Here is a 16,769-nt window from a genome sequence, read left to right on the forward strand (position 1 = left end):
ATCCAGTATTCCAGAGACGCTTCTTGTTTAGCCGGGAAGCCGAGGCGTACTGGATTGCCCTTTCGCGGGAATGACAGCGGAGAACGAGGCGAAATCCATGCGACGTGCGCATCCGGTCCCAACGATCTGAAACGCGAACGGCCGGCCAATCGGTGGGATTTGCCGGCCGCCGGGATTTTGCGGATCGTCGTCCGGCCGCTGGCTAGACTAGAAGATCGTGCTGCAGCGGAAGCGCATGCACCTGCTGGAGTTCATGACCGTCGAACGAGACGGGGGCGTGCTCAGTCGAGAGTGCCGGCCTTGCCGAAGGCGACAGCAGCGTCGTCAGGTTGTAGCCGTTGCCATCGCTACCGATGGCGTATTCGATGACGTTGTTGCCGCCCAGGAAGAAATGGTGGATCGACGCACCGCTGTTGATGAGTTGTGAGGGAGTCAACTTAAGCAGCTTATTTAATTGTGCGCTCTTTGATCGCGCAGCCGAGCCAAGGTCATCGCCGTCAATATCGTTCGACGCGTTGAGCAAGGTTAGGGCGAGATCATGTCACGCGTCATCGCGAATCCGCTGAACGCGACGAAAGCGCGATGAGATTCGGAACGAATCGTCACGCGCTTCAGGCCTTTGCTTGAACACGATCTTTTCGGAAGCCGATGCGTCAGATCATGCGGTGGAGCTGCTGCCCGGGTCAGGCGCTGATATCTGCGCTGGTCCCGGACTGCGCGCGCGAGGCGAGATAGGATGACTGCAATTGTGCCGCGGCCTTTCGGCCCTCGGCCAGCATCGCCTGAAAGGCGGCGTCGAGTTGCTCGCGGCTATAGGTCGCAGAGCTGCTCTCACGCGGGGCCCATTGTGATTGCGTGATCGCGGTGGACGCTTTTTCAACGGTACCACCGAGCAGCTTGGCGTAGGTGTCGGCTCGCCATTGCGCCAAATCGGGTCCACTCAGACCGGGAGGATCCTCCAGCTTGCCGATCTTTGCGGCCGCCGCGTTGGTCATCGTCGACGAACCGCCATTGTACAGGGTGGCCAGCACCTTGCCGTCGACCTTCACCTGAGCATAGGTATTCTCGGGTGCATCGTCCGAGAGGGCCGGTTGACTGGCGCTCGCGCCGTGGGTCCTCAGCCAGTTCGTCGCCATCAGGTCGCGCAAATCCGGATGATCCGCCACCGATATCTGCTTGGCACCTTGCAGCGGCTTCAATTGAGAGACGCTGATTCCGGGGCTACTGGTCGCAGCATCGGTTGCAGCCGACATCTCCGGATGCAGCTTCGGCGTCGATGTCGCATTGGAATCGGACGTCGATGCAGGGCGCAGATAGGGCAACGCGCTGGACAGGCCTGAAATCACGGAATTCTCCTTCCCACCAAACCCGAATCTTCGGGGCTCAACCTATAAGAGCAAATCTCGGGCCGCTCTCGGGGTTTGATGGGACTGGTGTTTTGGCGCTAAGGAGGTTCCGGCCTCGGTAAATCTTGCCGTGTTGGGAAGGACTTGCCGAAGACGTGGCGCCACACGGACGGCTCGCGGTGCGCTTTGTCGACCCTCGCCAAACGTCGCGACGATTGCGCCGCGCGCCAGCTTAGCCTCGCCAGCTCAAGCGTTTCGCAGCATCCAGCGCACATCGTGCCGAGAGCCGCCGCCTACTGTGCATGGGGTTGTTTTCGCAGTTTTTGTTTTGAGGACTCGATGACCTCAAGCAGAAGCTACCGATTGCCGCCGAACAGCCGGTCCATCAGCCAGCCATCAAGCCCTGCAGCGGGCTCCGGCCGCACATTGGCGCGCGTCGGCGGCGGGGCGCGGTAGCCGCCATTGCTGGCCGGCGCCGATGAAGCTCCGGGTGCGACCTGCGTCGGCGGCGATATCTGCGACGAGATCTGCACCAGGTTCGACGGCCCCCAATTGCTTTGCGGCAGGGCCGCGACCTGCACGCCTTCGTGCGCCGCGCGCATGAAGCGGGTCCAGACTTCCACCGGCAGGCCGCCGCCGGTTGCCTTCTTGGTCGGCGAGTTGTCGTCGTTGCCGAGCCAGACGCCGGTGACGAGGTTCGACGTGTAGCCGATGAACCAGGCGTCGCGATAGTCCTGGCTGGTGCCGGTCTTGCCGGCCGCCTGCCAGCCGGGGATCTCCGCCTTCTTGGCAGTGCCCGAGATCAGCGTCTCCCGCATCATCGTGTTCATCATGCCGACGTAGCGCGGCTCGATCACCTGATTATGTTCGTCGGGCTGGCGCATGTAGAGCAGCTTGCCGTCGAGAGTCCTGATCCGCGTCACCACATGCGGCGTCGCCGCGAAGCCGCCATTGGCGAACGGCGCATAGGCGCCGACCAGCTCGACGACTGAAACTTCAGAGGTGCCGAGCGCGATCGAGGCGTTGGGATCGAGTTTGGAGGCGATGCCGAGCCGGTGCGCGGTGCGCACCACGTTCTTCGGTCCGACCTCGAGGCCGAGGCGGATGGCGACGGTGTTGAGCGACATCGCCAGCGCCTGGGTCAGCGTCACCGGGCCGAAATATTCGTGGGTGTAGTTCTCAGGTCTCCAGCCCTTGACCTCGATCGGGGCGTCCTGGCGGATGGTGTCGGGCGTCAGCCCCTGCTCCATCGCCGTCAGATAGACGAACGGCTTGAAGGATGAGCCGGGCTGGCGTTTTGCGGTCACCGCGCGATTGTACTGGCTCTCGGAATAGTTCCGCCCGCCGACCATGGCGCGCACCGCACCGTCAGGTGTCATCGCCACCAGCGCGCCCTGGCTGACATTGAACTTCACGCTCTTGGCCGCGAGCTCGTCGATGATGGCGGTTTCCGCCAAGGCCTGCAGTTTCGGATCGATCGTGGTCTCGACCTTGATACTGTCGTCGATCTGGCCGACGAGATCGTCCAGCACCTCGCCGATCCAGTCGGCGACGTAGTTCACGGTTCCGGCGCCGACGGGCTTCACGACGTAGGAGGGGTGGCCGATCGAGGCCTGCGCCTGTGCGTCAGTGATGAACTTGGCATCGGCCATCGCCGCCAGCACGACCTGAGCGCGCGCCTCCGCGCCTTCCGGATTGCGGTTCGGCGCAAGGCGCGAGGGCGATTTGACCAGCCCGGCCAGCATCGCGGCTTCCGCGATCGTGACGTTCTTGGCCGGCTTGCCGAAATATTTCTGCGCGGCGGCTTCGACGCCGTAGGCGCCGGAGCCGAAATAGACGCGGTTGAGATAGAGCTCCAGGATCTCGTTCTTGGAATGCTTGCGTTCCAGCCAGATCGCGAGCTCCGCCTCCTGCAGCTTGCGCGCCATGGTGCGCTCCTGGGTCAGGAACAGATTCTTCGCCAGCTGCTGCGTCAGCGTCGAGCCGCCCTGCGACACGCCACGATGGAGCACATTGGTGACGAGGGCGCGCAGGATGCCGACCGGGTCGATGCCGAAATGCGAATAGAAGCGGCGGTCCTCGATGGCGATGAAGGCCCTCGGCAGATAGGGCGGCAGATCCTTCAGCGAGACGTTGGCACCGGCCATCTCGCCGCGCTGCGCCAGCAGGCTGCCGTCGATACCGACGATCTGGATGGTCGGCGGGCGTTTTGGAATTTCCAGCGACTGAATCGGCGGCAGATGGGCGCCGACCCAGATCACGACGCCGATGACGGCGATCACGGCCCAGAGGCTCAGCACGGCGCCCCAATAGACGAGGCGGCCGAGGCCGGCGCTGATCGATGATCGCGACCGGCGCTTGGCACCACTGCTCTTGGCAGCGCTGCTCTTGGCGGGTGCCTTGCGCTCGCGCGGCGGCTCGTCGTCGGAGGGCTCGGTCTTGCGCTTGCCGGTCGATTTCTTCGGCTTGTCGTCGCCGCCGGGAATGCGATCGGCCGCCGTCAGGCGCAGATCGGCAAGCGCCGCGGGCAAGCCGAACAACGGCTCCTTCCGCCCACCCTTTTTCTTTGCCGACCCCATACGCAAAACGCCCGGTCACCCCGCCCCGCCGCACGCTAGCGGTCGCTGTTTAAGGCCCGGTTACCCCGAGGTTAACGCGTGATTAGGAGGTGCGGCATTCGCCTGCCGCAGTTCCGCTTCGAGGGCGCGGGCGTTAGGATCGAAGGCACAAGAAGAGGAATCACCCATGGGCCACATCGATCCGACCAAGGAGATTTTTGCGCAATTCCGGGAGAACGACCGCCCCGGCCCGATCCACATGCTCAATCTGGTGCGCTTACGCAAAGAGGCGGCCTATCCCGACGGCCGCAAGGCGAGCGGCGCGGAAGCCTATGCGGCGTATGGCCGCGAGAGCGGTCCGGTGTTCACGCGCCTTGGTGGCCGCATCGTCTGGCAGGGCCGGTTCGAGCTGATGCTGATCGGCCCGCAAGAGGAGCGTTGGGACCACTGCTTCATCGCCGAATACCCCAGCGTCGCCGCCTTCGTCGAGATGATCCGCGACCCCGTCTATCGGGAAGCGGTCAAGCACCGCCAGGCTGCAGTGGAGGATTCGCGTTTGATCCGGCACGCGGTGCTGCCGGTGGGGAAGAATTTTGGCGAGATACCGGGATAGACGCTGCAAAAAATCGGCGGCCCGCAGGCCGCCGATTGCAGTCCAGAATGTAACCCCTAGCCCGCCGGGCCCGCATCCTCGAGGATCGGGCCGAACAGCTCCCAGCGCTCGCCGTTGAACCTCATCATCTGAAGCTGCTTGTTGACGCGGTAGTCGGTCGGGGAGGTGTTGACGGTGATCCCCGGCAGCAGGAGATCGAGCTGCACGTTCTTCAGGTTGGTCGCCTGCTTCATCACGTTTTCACGAGTCAGATCGTCCCCGCACTGCTTCAGCACGTCAATCATCAACTGACTCGTCATGTAGCCATAGGAGTTGAAGCTCGAATCCTTGTCGCCCTCCGGATAGTACTTCGCCATGAAATCGAAGTACTTTTTCATGGCGGGGTCGTCTTTCCAGGTCGGGTCCAGCGGATCCTTGCCGTAGTTGACGCTGATCACGCCCTTGGAAGCCTCGAGCCCGGCGGGCTTCATCACTGCGCCGACCGAGGTGGCGTTGATGTCGAGGATCTGCACCGGGTGCCAGCCGAGCTCGGCGATCTTCTTGATCGCCTGCGCGGCCTGCTTCGGCGTGGTGGCGCTGAAAAACAGGTCGGCACCGCCGTCCTTGATCTTGAGGATCTGTGAATCGACGGTCGGGTCGGAGACCTCGTAGGATGCTTCGGTCACGATCATCTTGGCGGCCTTGTCGCCGAGGCCGGCCTTGAGGCCGTTCAGATAGTCCTTGCCGAGGTCGTCGTTCTGATAGAGCACGCCGATCTTGGCGTTGGGATGCTCCTTCAGAATGTACTGGCCGTAGATGCGGCCTTCGACGAAGTAGTTGGGATTGAAGCCCATGGTCCACGGAAAATTCTTCGGATCGGTGAACCGCGAGGCGCCGGTGGCTGCGAAGAGCTGCGGCACCTTTTTGGAGTTCAGATATTTCTGCACGGCGGCATTCGACGGCGTGCCGAGGAGCTGGAAGGTGAGCAGCACCTCGTCGCTCTCGACCAGCTTGCGCACCTGCTCGACGGCCTTCGGCGGCGAATAGGCGTCATCGTACTGGATCAGGTTGATCTTGCGGCCGTTCACGCCGCCCTGGTCGTTGATCATCTTCATGTAGGCAGCCTGTGTCTTGCCGATAGTGGCATAGGCGGAGGCGGGGCCGCTGAACGGGTTGGTCTGTCCGATCTTGATCTCGGTGTCCGACGCGCCGGGATCATATTTCTTCTGGGCATTGGCCGCCGAGACTGACAGCGCCAGGGCCAGCGCCGTGCCAGTGACCAGATGCAAAAATCCGTTCCTCATTCGCAATTTCCTCCGTTTGTTATCGCCGATGGTCTTTCCGTCACCGCGGCGGCGGGCGGACGTCATCGCTGGGCCGCAGTGTGGCGGAGCCGTTACTGCGACGCAAGATTACTTGCAGGGCGGGAAAGCGACTTTCTGGCCGATCTTGATCTCGGTGTCGCTCGCGCCGGTGTCGTATTTCTTCTCGGCCAGGGCTGGACTGGAGAAGGCTTGACGGGCGGAGAACGCGAAGGCGAGCGCCGCCGTGGCAACTATGAAGGCTCCGCGAGCGCTCATGTTGGGTTGTTCCTCCTGACGGAATTTTCCGGCCGATGGTCTTTTCCCGTTGCTTGCAACGGTTGCCATTGCTGCCGGAGAGTGTGGAGGAAGGGCAGGCCGCGCCCAAGGATCGCGGCGCTGCGCCGGAGCGTCTCAGGCCAAGGACTTAGGCGAGGAACAGTGCAATCAGCGCGATCGCGGCCGGCACCGCCTGCACGATCAGGATGCGCGTGCTGACTGTTGCCGCGCCATAGGCGCCGGCCACGATCACGCAGAGCAGGAAGAACACCTTGATCTGGAACGCGAAGGCCGGGTTGCCATGCAGCAACCCCCAGATCAGGCCGGCGACGAGGAAGCCGTTGTAGAGTCCCTGATTGGCCGCCAGCACTTTCGTGATCTCGGCTTTGTCGGGCGTATTGCGAAATGTCTTCAAGCCGAGCGGCTTGTCCCAGAGAAACATCTCCAGGATCAGGAAATAGGCGTGCAGTGCGGCGACGAGCGCCACCAGGACATTGGCGATCAGAATCAAGTTGAGCCCCCAGAAGCGTCAGCTTTCGGGTGGACGTTAGCACGGCCGGCATGGCAAGTGCGACGTGTGTTTCGAAGTGATGGTGCCGCAATGCCTGCTCGATCAACCAGGACTCCCGAACGCTTCGGCCTCGATCGGCTCGCGACGCCGATCGGGATCGCGCTGCTGGTCACGGACAGCGATGGCGCGTTGCGCGCGCTCGATTGGGACGATTACGAGCCTCGCATGCGCGAGCTGCTGCGCTTGCATCATGGCGCGGTGGAGCTGGTCGATCGGCCTGCGCCAGCGGCAATGAAGACGGCGCTGTCCGCATATTTCGAAGGTGACCTCGGTCAGCTCATGCGGATTGATTGGCGCATCGCCGGCACGCCGTTCCAGCAAAAAGTCTGGACGGCGCTCGCGGCGATTCCAGCGGGCACCACGATGAGCTACGGCGCCTTGGCGGCGAAGATCGAGATGCCCCGGGCCATCAGAGCAGTCGGCCACGCCAATGGCTCCAACCCGATCAGCGTGGTGCTGCCATGCCATCGCCTGATCGGCGCGGACGGTTCGCTGGTGAAATATGGCGGTGGGCTGCAGCGGAAGAGGTGGCTGCTGCGGCATGAGGGGGTGGAGGTTTGAAGCGATAGTACGCGTCAATTCCTAGCTCGTCATTCCGGGGCGCCGCGCAAGCGGCGAACTATGGTGCGCAATTGCGCACCTGAGAATCCATCAGGCGTCGTCGATCATACCGATGAATGGATTCCGGGTTCGCGCTTCGCGCGCCCCGGAATGACAGACGAAAATCACGCCGCCGGCTGAACCGCCTTGTCGCCGGCCATCACATGGGTCAATGCGCTCTTGATCGCGGCCTGGCGAGTCGGGGCGTTGATTTGCGCGCCCAGCAAATCGGTGACGTAGAACACGTCGCGGGCGCGCTCGCCGAAGGTCGCGACATGGGCCGAGGCGATGTTGAGGTTGAGCTTCGAGATCGCCGTGGTCAGCTCGTAGAGCAGGCCGGGGCGGTCGAGGCCGGAGACCTCGATCACGGTGTAGCGATCTGACCATTGATTGTTGATGGTCACTTCAGGTTCGATCACGAAGGGCCGCGCCTTGCTGCGCACGGTGCGCCGCGCCACCACTTCGGGCAGGCGCAGCTTGCCTTCGAGCACGTCCTCGATCATCTCGCCGATCCGGGTGGCGCGCCGGCCTTCGTCCTCGTCGCGGTCGTATTCCCTGGAGATGGAGATCGTGTCCAGCGCGCGGCCATCGGTCGTGGTGTAGATCTGCGCGTCGACGATGTTCGCGCCGGCGGAGGCACAGGCGCCTGCGATGATCGAGAGCAGCCAGGGGTGGTCGGCGGCGAAGATCGTGAGCTCGGTGACGCCGCGCACCTCGTCGAAGCCGACATTGATCGCGAGCTTGTGGCCGGCCTGCTCGCTCGATCGCACGAAGCGCGCGTGGCGAATTTTGCGCGGCAACTCGACCTTGAGCCAATAGGCGGGATAGTGCCGGCCGATATAGGCGTCGAGCTCGTCGGCCGGCCATTCGGCGAAGGCGTGGCGGAATTCGGCATAGGCGGCCGTGAGGCGCTTGCCGCGGTCGACCTCCGAGAAGCCGCCGGTCAGCACCGGCTCGGTCTCGTAATACAGCGAGCGCAAGAGCTGCGCCTTCCAGCCGTTCCACACGCCGGGGCCGACGCCGCGGATGTCGGCGGTGGTCAGGATGGTAAGCAGCTTCATCTGCTCGACCGACTGCACCACGGCGGCAAAATTCTCGATGGTCTTGCGGTCGGAGAGGTCGCGCGACTGCGCCACCGTGGACATCGTCAGATGTTCCTCGATCAGCCAGGCCACGAGCTCGGTGTCAGCAGCGCTGAAGCCGAGCCGCGGGCACAGCCGCCGCGCCACTTTGGCGCCTGCGATCGAATGATCTTCCAGCCGCCCCTTGGCGATGTCGTGCAGCAGGGTCGCGACGTAGATCACCGGCCGGTGCTCGGCCCGGATCTTGCGAAACAGGTCGCTGGCCAGCGTGAACTCTTCGCTGACGCCGCGTTCGATCTCCTGGAGGAAGCCGATGCAACGGATCAGGTGCTCGTCCACCGTGTAGTGATGATACATGTTGAACTGCATCATCGAGACGATCTTGCCGAAGGCGCGGATGAAATGACCGAGCACGCCTGTTTCGTTCATCCGTCGCAGCACGATCTCGGCATTGTCGGAGGTCAGGATCTCCATGAACAGCCGGTTGGCTTCGGGATTCTCGCGCATCTGCGCGTTGATCAGGCCGAGCGAGCGCGTCACGTCGCGCATCGCGTCCGGATGGAAGGCGAGGTTGTTCTTCTGCGCCAGGCGGAAAATGCGGATCAGATTGACCGGATCGTGCTTGAAGACGTCGGGCGCGGCGACGTTGATCCGGTTGTTGTCGACGATGAAGTCGTCACTGTCGGGCACGCGCCGCTTCACTTGCGTGGGGCGCAAGCGTGCCATCATTCGGCTCAGCACCGGGGCGGGCTTGGCCTGCTGGTCCTCGAGCTTGGCGCATAGGATGGCGGTGAGGTTGCCGACTTCCTTGGCGACCAGGAAGTAGTGCTTCATGAAGCGCTCGACATCCTGCATGCCGGGATGCGAGGTGTAGCCGAGCCTGATCGCGATCTCGCGCTGGAGATCGAACGACAGCCGCTCCTCGGGTCGCCCGCAGTAGAAATGCAGATTGCAACGCACCGACCAGAGGAAGTCGGCGCAGCGACGGAAGCTGCGATATTCCTGTGCGTCGAACACGCCGCGTTCGACCAGCTCGTCGGTGTCGCGGACGCGATAGACGTATTTGGCGATCCAGAACAGCGTGTGCAGGTCGCGTAGCGCCCCCTTGCCGTCCTTGACGTTGGGCTCGACCAGATAGCGCGACTGGCCGCCGCGGCGATGGCGTTCCTCGCGCTCGGCGAGCTTGGCGGTGACGAACTCGGATGCGGTGCCCTGCACCACTTCCTTGTCGAAGCGTTCGACCAACTCGTTATAGAGCGGCTGGTCGCCGGTGAGAAAGCGCGTCTCCAGGATCGCGGTGCGGATGGTCATGTCGCCGCGCGCCTGGCGGATCGATTCGTCGACTGAGCGCGTGGCGTGGCCGACCTTCAGACCCATGTCCCAGAGGCAATAGAGAATGGCCTCAGCCACCTGCTCGCCCCAGGCGGTCTGCTTGTAGGGCAGGATGAAGAGCAGATCGATGTCCGATTCCGGAGCCATCAGACCGCGGCCGTAGCCGCCGGTCGCCACCACCGCCATGCGTTCGGCGCCGCTCGGGATCGGCGAGCGGTAGAGGTGACGCGTCGCGGCCGAGTAGAGGATGCGGATGATCTCGTCCTGCACGTGGCACAGCCGCTCGGCGCAGCGGCGGCCGTGGCGGTCCTTCAGCAGGATCGCTTGTGCTGCGGCGCGCGCGGCGATCAGTTCCGCCTTGAGCAGTTGCGCGAGTGCGGTGCGGAACGCGTCCTCGCGGCCCTGATGCCTTTCGGCAAGCCCATCGACCGCAACGGTGATCCGCGCAGTGTCGAAACGGTCATCCAGCGGTGGCTTATGCTCGGTCGCAACGCTATCCATGTCTCCACCGGATATAAGAGGCGGCAGGCGCTGTCATCAGCCATTCGCCAGCAATAGTCGTTCCATGCTGGAAATCGCCGACGTCGCGCAAAATTGTTCTCAAGTCCCGCGCCTTCAAGGGTGGGATTTTCTCGTTGACCTCTAGACATAACTCATTGAAAAACAATGAAGTTTTAGAGGATCCTGGGCATGGCCGACATCACACGACGAATCTTGCTGGCGGGAGCTGTTGTGCTCGCCGTGTCCCCCGCGGCACGGGCGGCCGACCCGCTCAAGGAAATCCGCATCGACTGGGCGACCTACAATCCGGTGTCGCTGGTGCTGAAGCAGAAGGGGTTGCTGGAGAAGGAGTTCGCCAAGGACGGCATCACCATCACCTGGGTGCAGTCGGCCGGCTCCAACAAGGCGCTCGAGTTCCTCAACGCCGGCTCGATCGATTTCGGCTCGACCGCGGGCTCGGCTGCGCTGGTCGCGCGCATCAACGGCAACCCGATCAAGTCGATCTATGTCTATTCGCGTCCCGAGTGGACGGCGCTCGTCGCATCAAAGGATTCCAAGATTGCAAGCGTTGCCGACCTCAAAGGCAAGCGCGTCGCGGTGACGCGCGGCACCGATCCGCACATCTTCCTGGTGCGCGCGCTGCTGGGCGCGGGGCTGACTGAGAGGGACATCACGCCGGTGCTGCTCCAGCACGCCGACGGCAAGACCGCGCTGATCCGCGGCGACGTCGACGCCTGGGCCGGCCTCGATCCGATGATGGCGCAGGCCGAGATCGAGGAAGGCGCAAAGCTGTTCTATCGCAAGGCCGACGCCAACACCTGGGGCATCCTCAATGTGCGCGAGCAGTTCTTGAAGGACTATCCGGACATCGCCCGCCGCGTGCTCGCAACTTACGAAGAGGCGCGCAAATATTCGCTGGCGAATTACGACGAACTGAAGAGGACCTTCATCGCCGTGACGAAGCTTCCCGAAGCCGTCGTCGACAAGCAGCTCAAGGAGCGCACCGAGCTGACCCACAGCCGCATCGGCGCGCCCCAGCGCGAGTCGATCCTCGCTGCCGGCCTCGCGCTGCAACAGGCCGGCGTTGTCGACGCCAAGGTCGACGTGAAGGCGACGCTGGATGCGCTCATTGACGACCAGGTCCCACTGCCGACGAATTGATCGCGGTCTCGTAGCCCGGATGGAGCGCAGCGAAATCCGGGACCACTCTATCCGCGGCTCGATTCCCGGATTGCGCTTCGCTCCATCCGGGCTACGGAGGTGGCGGGAGGATGGACAGGCGAGGCCGCCGCTGGCCTTCGCCGGGACGACGGCGGAGAGCTTGGCAACACGGTTGCGTTCCCGCCCCAGACGCGCTTCCTACCGGCCATGATCTCCGACGCGCCAGTGCTGCAGCAATCATCGGAACCGGCCGAAAACGCCGTCGCGCCCTCGCGGTTGTCGCGCTATGCGCGGCCCGTGCTGGGGCTGCTGTTGCCGGCGACGCTCGCGCTCGGCTGGGAGCTTGTGGTCTGGCTCGGCTGGTCCAATGGCCGGCTGGTGCCGCCGCCCTCGCGGGTGTTCGCCGCCATTGCGGATCTTGCCCGCTCCGGCGAGCTGCTCCGCCACATCGCCGCGACGCTGTGGCGGGTCGGGCTCGGCTTCGCCTTCGGCGTGGTCGCGGGCACGTTGCTCGGTGCCATCTCCGGCTATTGGTCACTGGCGCGGCGGCTGCTCGATCCGACCGTGCAGGCGCTGCGCGCGATTCCCTCGCTCGCCTGGGTGCCGCTGTTCATCCTGTGGCTCGGCATCTTCGAGACCTCGAAGATCACGCTGATCGCGGCCGGCGTGTTCTTCCCGGTCTATCTCGGCGTAATGGGCGCGATCCTCTCGGTCGATCGCAAGATCGTCGAGGTCGGCCGCACCTTCCGCCTCTCCGGCTTTGCGATGATCCGCCGCATCCTGCTGCCTGCCGTGCTGCCGGCCTATGTCGTATCCTTGCGTGTTGGCCTTGGTCTCGGCTGGATGTTCGTGGTCGCCGCCGAATTGATCGGCGCCTCCGAAGGGCTCGGCTATCTCCTGCTCGACGGCCAGCAGCTCGGCAAGCCGGCGCAGATCCTCGCCGCCATCGTGATCTTCGCTATTCTCGGCAAGCTGACGGACTGGCTGATCGAGCTCGCCGCGGCGCCGTTCCTGCGCTGGCAGGACGCCTTCTCCCGCACCAAGGGGGCGTAACGCAATGCTCGCGCTCGACCGGGTCAGCAAGACCTATCCCAATGGCGTCGAGGCGCTGGCCCGCTTCTCCGCCGAGATCGGGCAGGGCGAGATCATCGCCATCATCGGCGGCTCCGGTTGCGGCAAATCCACGTTGCTTCGCGCCATCGCCGGCCTCGACCGCGCCAGTTCCGGAACGGTGACGCTCGACAGCGAGGCGATCGCTTCGCCGCACGCCAAGATCGGCATCATCTTCCAGGAGCCGCGGCTGCTGCCCTGGCTCAGCGTTGCCGACAATATCGGCTTTGGCATCGCCGATCTCCCCGGGGCCGAGCGGCGCGAGAAGGTGGCCCGCGCGCTGGAGCGCGTTGGCCTCGCCGACAAGGCGCAGGCCTGGCCGCGCGAGCTCTCGGGCGGGCAGGCCCAGCGGGTCGCGATTGCGCGGGCGCTGGTGCCGCAGCCCGAGGTGCTCCTGCTCGACGAGCCATTCTCCGCGCTTGATGCCTTCACCCGCCGGGATTTGCAGGATCATCTGCTCGACCTCTGGGCCGACACGCGTCCGACCTTGATCCTCGTCTCGCATGACGTCGACGAGGCCGTCGTGCTGGCCGATCGCGTTCTGGTGATGCGGCCGCGGCCGGGACGGCTGTTCGACCAGATCGAGATCAATCTGACCCGTCCGCGCGACCGCAACTCGCTGCTGTTCGAGACTTTCAAGCGAAGCGTGCTGACGTCACTCGACCGTTCGCTCGACCGCAATGTGCCCGACCGTGACGCAACCCAGGGTCCCGGTCAGGCCATGTGGTGGTGACAATTTCGCCACGAGCCGGTACATCAAGGAGCAATTGTCCCGGGAGAGAACAAAATGGACGCCGCCGAACTGCGCCAGATGCAGGCCCCGATCAAGGAGCGCTACAAGACCGATCCCAAGGCAGCGCTGATCACGCTCAAGGCGAAGGGCTCCACCGACGGCGAAGGCATCGCCTGCAAGGTCGAGACCGGCCGCGCGCTCGCAGTCGCAGGCCTGCATCCCGCCACAGGAGGCTCCGGCCTCGAGCTCTGCTCCGGCGACATGCTGCTGGAAGCCTTGGTTGCCTGCGCCGGCGTCACGCTGAAATCGGTCGCGACCGCGCTCGAGGTGCCCTTGAAGACCGGCAACGTCTATGCCGAAGGCGATCTGGATTTCCGCGGCACGCTCGGCGTCGACAAGGAGACACCGGTCGGCTTCGCCGAGATCCGCCTGCGCTTCGAGGTCGACACGCCGGCACCGCAGGACAAGCTCGATCTCCTGCTCAAGCTCACCGAGCGCTATTGCGTGGTCTATCAGACCATCAAGAACGGCCCAAAAGTTTCGGTGTCGATGCAGCGGATGTGAGGGGCGAAGTCTCTACTCCGCAATTGGTGTCGTCCTGGCGAAAGCCAGGACCCATTATCCCTGACGCCGACTGTCTCGTCCTACTGGTCACTCCGACCGTCTAACGCAGCGAAGCCTGTGGTTATGGATCCCGGATCTGCGCGCCGCTCCGCGCGCTTGTCCGGGATGACAACAAAAAATGCCCCTCGACCTCCACTTCCTCCTCTTCCTCTTCCTGCGCATGGCAATCGCGGCGGCGTTCGTCGTGTCGGCCTCGATCATCACCGAGCGCTCGGGGCCGGCGATCGGAGCGCTGGTGGCGACGCTGCCGGTTTCCGCCGGGCCCTCCTACGTCTTCCTCGCCATCGATCATGACGCCGCCTTCATCGCGCAGGGTGCGCTGTCGAGCCTGCCGGTCAACGCCGCGACGATCTTCATGGGGCTTACCTATGTCGTGCTGGCGCAGCGGCACAGCATGGCGGTCAGTTGCGGCAGCGCGTTCGCGGTCTGGATCGCGATCGCCTCCGTTATCCGCCTGTTCGACTGGACGCTCACCGCCGGCCTTGCCGCGAACTTCATTGCCTTCGGCATCTGCATTCCATTGCTCTCAGGCTATCGCCACGTGAAGATGCCGCTGGTGACGCGCCGCTGGTACGACATCCCGATGCGGGCCGCATTGGTCGCGACCCTCGTCGCCATCGTCGTTTCGACGTCGAATTGGGTCGGCCCTCGCATCAGCGGCATCATTGCGCTGTTTCCCGTGGTGTTCTCCAGCATGATGGTGATCCTGCATCCCCGCATCGGCGGCCCGCCGACCGCTGCCGTGCTTGCGAGTTCCGCGTGGGGTCTGCTCGGATTCGGAACGGCGATCGCGGTGATGCACGGTGCGGTCGTGGAATTTGGATCGCTGGTTGGTCTTCTTCTGGCGCTTGCAACCTGCGTGACGTGGAACCTGACGCTGTGGTGGTATGGACGCCGAAGACGGCGCATTGAAGCGTAAGCATTCCGCACGGATTTTTTGCGGGGAGCGGACAGTAGTTCTGCGGTGCTTGGCTGCGCGATTTCGATAGCGTCGTTAATTTAATCTTTGCGCTTTGCCCGCAAATATACTCATCGGCTGTTGAGGCGCCCACGTTCAATGCGGGCCCGTTGTTCCAAAACCCCCGAGTGATGTGCGAGCCGAAAATTTTCGGGCGTGACGGCTACGCCGCCTGCGTCATGCAAAAACCATTTCTCATCGAGGAGACGTTCGGATGTTCGGTCGCAAGTCCCAAAGTGATGCACAGGCGCGGCTCGATGCCATTGGCCGCTCGCAGGCGATGATCGAATTCAACCTCGATGGAACGATCATCACGGCCAACAAGAATTTTCTCGATGCCCTCGGCTATCGGCTCGACGAAATCCGGGGCAAGCATCACTCGATGTTCGTGCCGGCCGAGCAGCGCGATACCGCCGAGTACAGGGCGTTCTGGGCCGCACTGAACCGTGGCGAATATCAGGCGCGCGAGTTCAAGCGAATCGCGAAGGACGGCCACGAGATCTGGATCGAAGCATCCTACAATCCGGTGCTCGACGGCAACGGCAAGGCGGTGATGGTCGCCAAGATCGCGACCGACATCACCGAGAAGAAGGTCCGGAGCATGACGGACGCCTCGAAGATCGCCGCCAGCAGCCGTGCCCAGGCGGTGATCGAATTCAAGCTCGACGGCACAGTCGTCACCGCCAACGAGAATTTCTGCAAGGCGCTCGGCTATTCGCTCGCCGAGATCCAGGGCAAGCATCATAGCATGTTCGTGCCTGAGGCTGACCGCAATGGCGCCGCCTATCGCGAGTTCTGGGCCAAGCTCAACCGCGGCGAATACCAGGCCGGCGAGTTCAAGCGCACCGGCAAGGGCGGCCGCGAGGTCTGGATTCTCGCTTCCTACAATCCGATGTTCGACGAGAATGGCAAGCCGTTCGGCGTCGTCAAATACGCAACCGATATCACGGCCGAGAAGCTGAAGAGCGCCGATCTGGCGGGTCAGATCGCGGCGATCGACAAGGCGCAGGCCGTGATCGAGTTCAACATGGACGGCACGATCATCACGGCCAATGCCAACTTCCTCGCTGCGCTCGGCTATTCGCTGGCCGATATCAAGGGCAAGCATCACAGCATGTTCGTCGAGCCCAGCGAGCGCGACGGCGCCGGCTATCGCGAATTCTGGGCCAAGCTCAACCGCGGCGAATACCAGGCGGGGGAGTACAAGCGTATCGGCAAGGGCGGCAAGGAAGTCTACATCCAGGCCTCCTACAATCCGATCTTCGACCTCAACGGCAAGCCGTTCAAGGTCGTGAAATATGCCACCGACACCACCAAGCAGGTGCTGGTCCGCATGGGCAACGAGCGTGTCCGCGGCATGATGGAATCGGTCGCCGCCGGCTCGGAGGAACTCAACGCGTCGGTGCGGGAGATCTCCGAGGCGATGACCAAGTCGCGCGAGACCGCGATGAGCGCGGTGGATCAGGTCTCCGCGGCCGACTCGCAGGCCCAGCGCCTCACCGAAGCCGCGCAGGCGATGAGCGGCATCGTCGAGATGATCAACAACATCACCGGCCAGATCAATCTGCTCGCGCTGAACGCCACGATCGAATCCGCCCGCGCAGGTGAAGCCGGCCGCGGCTTTGCCGTGGTGGCGTCCGAAGTGAAGAGCCTCGCCAACCAGGCCAAGCAGGCCACCGACAAGATCGGCCAGGAGATCGGCAGCCTCAACGGCATCTCCGGCGACGTCGTCAGCGCATTGAGCTCGATCAAGCAGGCGATCAATAACGTCAGCGAATACGTCACCTCGACCGCTGCCGCCATCGAGGAGCAGAGCACGGTCACGAACGAGATGTCGACCAGCATGCAGCGCGCCGCCGCGGAAGCGGCCGCGATCGCGGCGAGGGCGTAGGCGAAGCGCGCAGGAATCGTAGCGGGAATCGTACGGTGGGTTAGCGCAGCGTAACCCACCAGCTTCGTCTACGCGGCAAAGAACTGGTGGGTTACGCCGAGCAGATGCGCTTCGCACATCTGCAGGGCTA

Annotated in this window: 15 protein-coding genes; 8 read left to right on the forward strand and 7 right to left on the reverse strand. The window is 63.7% G+C overall.

Annotated features, from left to right (window positions below):
- Nucleotides 1-202: 202 nt before the first annotated feature.
- From HYH07_RS27160 to HYH07_RS27170, 3 genes are all read right to left on the reverse strand, one after another.
- The gene (locus tag HYH07_RS27160; RefSeq protein WP_220005365.1) at nucleotides 203-523 is read right to left on the reverse strand and encodes a hypothetical protein; all 321 of its coding nucleotides are present in this window, start codon (nucleotides 521-523) and stop codon (nucleotides 203-205) included.
- Nucleotides 524-683: 160 nt separating this feature from the next.
- On the reverse strand, nucleotides 684-1,346 hold the full coding sequence (locus tag HYH07_RS27165) for a hypothetical protein (RefSeq protein ID WP_220005366.1): 663 nt from the start codon (nucleotides 1,344-1,346) through the stop codon (nucleotides 684-686).
- Between the two features lie 356 nt (nucleotides 1,347-1,702).
- On the reverse strand, nucleotides 1,703-3,925 hold the full coding sequence (locus HYH07_RS27170; protein ID WP_220005367.1) for a transglycosylase domain-containing protein: 2,223 nt from the start codon (nucleotides 3,923-3,925) through the stop codon (nucleotides 1,703-1,705).
- A gap of 166 nt (nucleotides 3,926-4,091) precedes the next feature.
- Here HYH07_RS27170 and HYH07_RS27175 point away from each other — a divergent pair, with 166 nt between their 5' ends.
- Complete coding sequence (locus HYH07_RS27175) at nucleotides 4,092-4,517, forward strand: DUF1330 domain-containing protein (RefSeq protein WP_220005368.1); 426 nt, start codon at nucleotides 4,092-4,094, stop codon at nucleotides 4,515-4,517.
- Between the two features lie 56 nt (nucleotides 4,518-4,573).
- Here HYH07_RS27175 and HYH07_RS27180 read toward each other — a convergent pair whose 3' ends face one another.
- The 3 genes from HYH07_RS27180 to HYH07_RS27190 all read right to left on the reverse strand — a co-directional run bounded on the left by HYH07_RS27180 (nucleotide 4,574) and on the right by HYH07_RS27190 (nucleotide 6,581).
- A complete protein-coding gene (locus HYH07_RS27180) occupies nucleotides 4,574-5,800 on the reverse strand; it encodes an ABC transporter substrate-binding protein (protein ID WP_220005369.1) in 1,227 nt (408 codons plus the stop codon).
- Between the two features lie 108 nt (nucleotides 5,801-5,908).
- On the reverse strand, nucleotides 5,909-6,076 hold the full coding sequence (locus tag HYH07_RS27185; RefSeq protein WP_409363917.1) for a hypothetical protein: 168 nt from the start codon (nucleotides 6,074-6,076) through the stop codon (nucleotides 5,909-5,911).
- A 148-nt stretch (nucleotides 6,077-6,224) separates the two neighbouring features.
- Nucleotides 6,225-6,581: a DUF1304 domain-containing protein gene (locus HYH07_RS27190; protein ID WP_220005432.1), complete on the reverse strand. Its 357-nt coding sequence runs from the start codon at nucleotides 6,579-6,581 to the stop codon at nucleotides 6,225-6,227.
- 96 nt (nucleotides 6,582-6,677) lie between these two features.
- On the opposite strand from HYH07_RS27190, the gene HYH07_RS27195 reads away from it, so the two are divergent.
- Complete coding sequence (locus tag HYH07_RS27195) at nucleotides 6,678-7,208, forward strand: methylated-DNA--[protein]-cysteine S-methyltransferase (protein WP_220005370.1); 531 nt, start codon at nucleotides 6,678-6,680, stop codon at nucleotides 7,206-7,208.
- 164 nt (nucleotides 7,209-7,372) lie between these two features.
- Here HYH07_RS27195 and HYH07_RS27200 read toward each other — a convergent pair whose 3' ends face one another.
- Nucleotides 7,373-10,162: a [protein-PII] uridylyltransferase gene (locus HYH07_RS27200; RefSeq protein WP_220005371.1), complete on the reverse strand. Its 2,790-nt coding sequence runs from the start codon at nucleotides 10,160-10,162 to the stop codon at nucleotides 7,373-7,375.
- Nucleotides 10,163-10,351: 189 nt separating this feature from the next.
- Between HYH07_RS27200 and HYH07_RS27205 the strand changes: the two genes are divergently transcribed.
- The 6 genes from HYH07_RS27205 (at nucleotide 10,352) to HYH07_RS27230 (ending at nucleotide 16,639) form a co-directional block, all read left to right on the forward strand.
- On the forward strand, nucleotides 10,352-11,323 hold the full coding sequence (locus HYH07_RS27205; protein ID WP_220005372.1) for an aliphatic sulfonate ABC transporter substrate-binding protein: 972 nt from the start codon (nucleotides 10,352-10,354) through the stop codon (nucleotides 11,321-11,323).
- Nucleotides 11,324-11,530: 207 nt separating this feature from the next.
- Nucleotides 11,531-12,376 (forward strand): ABC transporter permease, encoded by an 846-nt coding sequence (locus tag HYH07_RS27210; RefSeq protein ID WP_220005433.1) that lies wholly within the window; start codon nucleotides 11,531-11,533, stop codon nucleotides 12,374-12,376.
- Between the two features lie 4 nt (nucleotides 12,377-12,380).
- The gene (locus tag HYH07_RS27215; protein WP_220005373.1) at nucleotides 12,381-13,166 is read left to right on the forward strand and encodes an ABC transporter ATP-binding protein; all 786 of its coding nucleotides are present in this window, start codon (nucleotides 12,381-12,383) and stop codon (nucleotides 13,164-13,166) included.
- A gap of 54 nt (nucleotides 13,167-13,220) precedes the next feature.
- Complete coding sequence (locus HYH07_RS27220; protein WP_220005374.1) at nucleotides 13,221-13,730, forward strand: OsmC family protein; 510 nt, start codon at nucleotides 13,221-13,223, stop codon at nucleotides 13,728-13,730.
- Nucleotides 13,731-13,908: 178 nt separating this feature from the next.
- The gene (locus HYH07_RS27225) at nucleotides 13,909-14,709 is read left to right on the forward strand and encodes a hypothetical protein (protein WP_220005375.1); all 801 of its coding nucleotides are present in this window, start codon (nucleotides 13,909-13,911) and stop codon (nucleotides 14,707-14,709) included.
- Between the two features lie 253 nt (nucleotides 14,710-14,962).
- Nucleotides 14,963-16,639, forward strand: a complete 1,677-nt coding sequence (locus HYH07_RS27230) for a PAS domain-containing methyl-accepting chemotaxis protein (RefSeq protein WP_220005376.1) — start codon at nucleotides 14,963-14,965, stop codon at nucleotides 16,637-16,639.
- Nucleotides 16,640-16,769: the final 130 nt, after the last annotated feature.

Source organism: Bradyrhizobium sp. BR 10261, from assembly GCF_019455395.1.
GTDB classification, from domain to species: domain Bacteria; phylum Pseudomonadota; class Alphaproteobacteria; order Rhizobiales; family Xanthobacteraceae; genus Bradyrhizobium; species Bradyrhizobium manausense.

Coding starts and splice junctions, on each gene's coding strand:
- HYH07_RS27230 (WP_220005376.1), top strand. CDS start 14,963: ATGTTCGGTCGCAAGTCCCAAAGTGATGCACAGGCGCGGCTCGATGCC.
- HYH07_RS27195 (WP_220005370.1), top strand. CDS start 6,678: ATGCCTGCTCGATCAACCAGGACTCCCGAACGCTTCGGCCTCGATCGG.
- HYH07_RS27225 (WP_220005375.1), top strand. CDS start 13,909: ATGCCCCTCGACCTCCACTTCCTCCTCTTCCTCTTCCTGCGCATGGCA.
- HYH07_RS27185 (WP_409363917.1), bottom strand. CDS start 6,076: ATGAGCGCTCGCGGAGCCTTCATAGTTGCCACGGCGGCGCTCGCCTTC.
- HYH07_RS27220 (WP_220005374.1), top strand. CDS start 13,221: ATGGACGCCGCCGAACTGCGCCAGATGCAGGCCCCGATCAAGGAGCGC.
- HYH07_RS27175 (WP_220005368.1), top strand. CDS start 4,092: ATGGGCCACATCGATCCGACCAAGGAGATTTTTGCGCAATTCCGGGAG.
- HYH07_RS27210 (WP_220005433.1), top strand. CDS start 11,531: ATGATCTCCGACGCGCCAGTGCTGCAGCAATCATCGGAACCGGCCGAA.
- HYH07_RS27170 (WP_220005367.1), bottom strand. CDS start 3,925: ATGGGGTCGGCAAAGAAAAAGGGTGGGCGGAAGGAGCCGTTGTTCGGC.
- HYH07_RS27215 (WP_220005373.1), top strand. CDS start 12,381: ATGCTCGCGCTCGACCGGGTCAGCAAGACCTATCCCAATGGCGTCGAG.
- HYH07_RS27205 (WP_220005372.1), top strand. CDS start 10,352: ATGGCCGACATCACACGACGAATCTTGCTGGCGGGAGCTGTTGTGCTC.
- HYH07_RS27200 (WP_220005371.1), bottom strand. CDS start 10,162: ATGGATAGCGTTGCGACCGAGCATAAGCCACCGCTGGATGACCGTTTC.
- HYH07_RS27180 (WP_220005369.1), bottom strand. CDS start 5,800: ATGAGGAACGGATTTTTGCATCTGGTCACTGGCACGGCGCTGGCCCTG.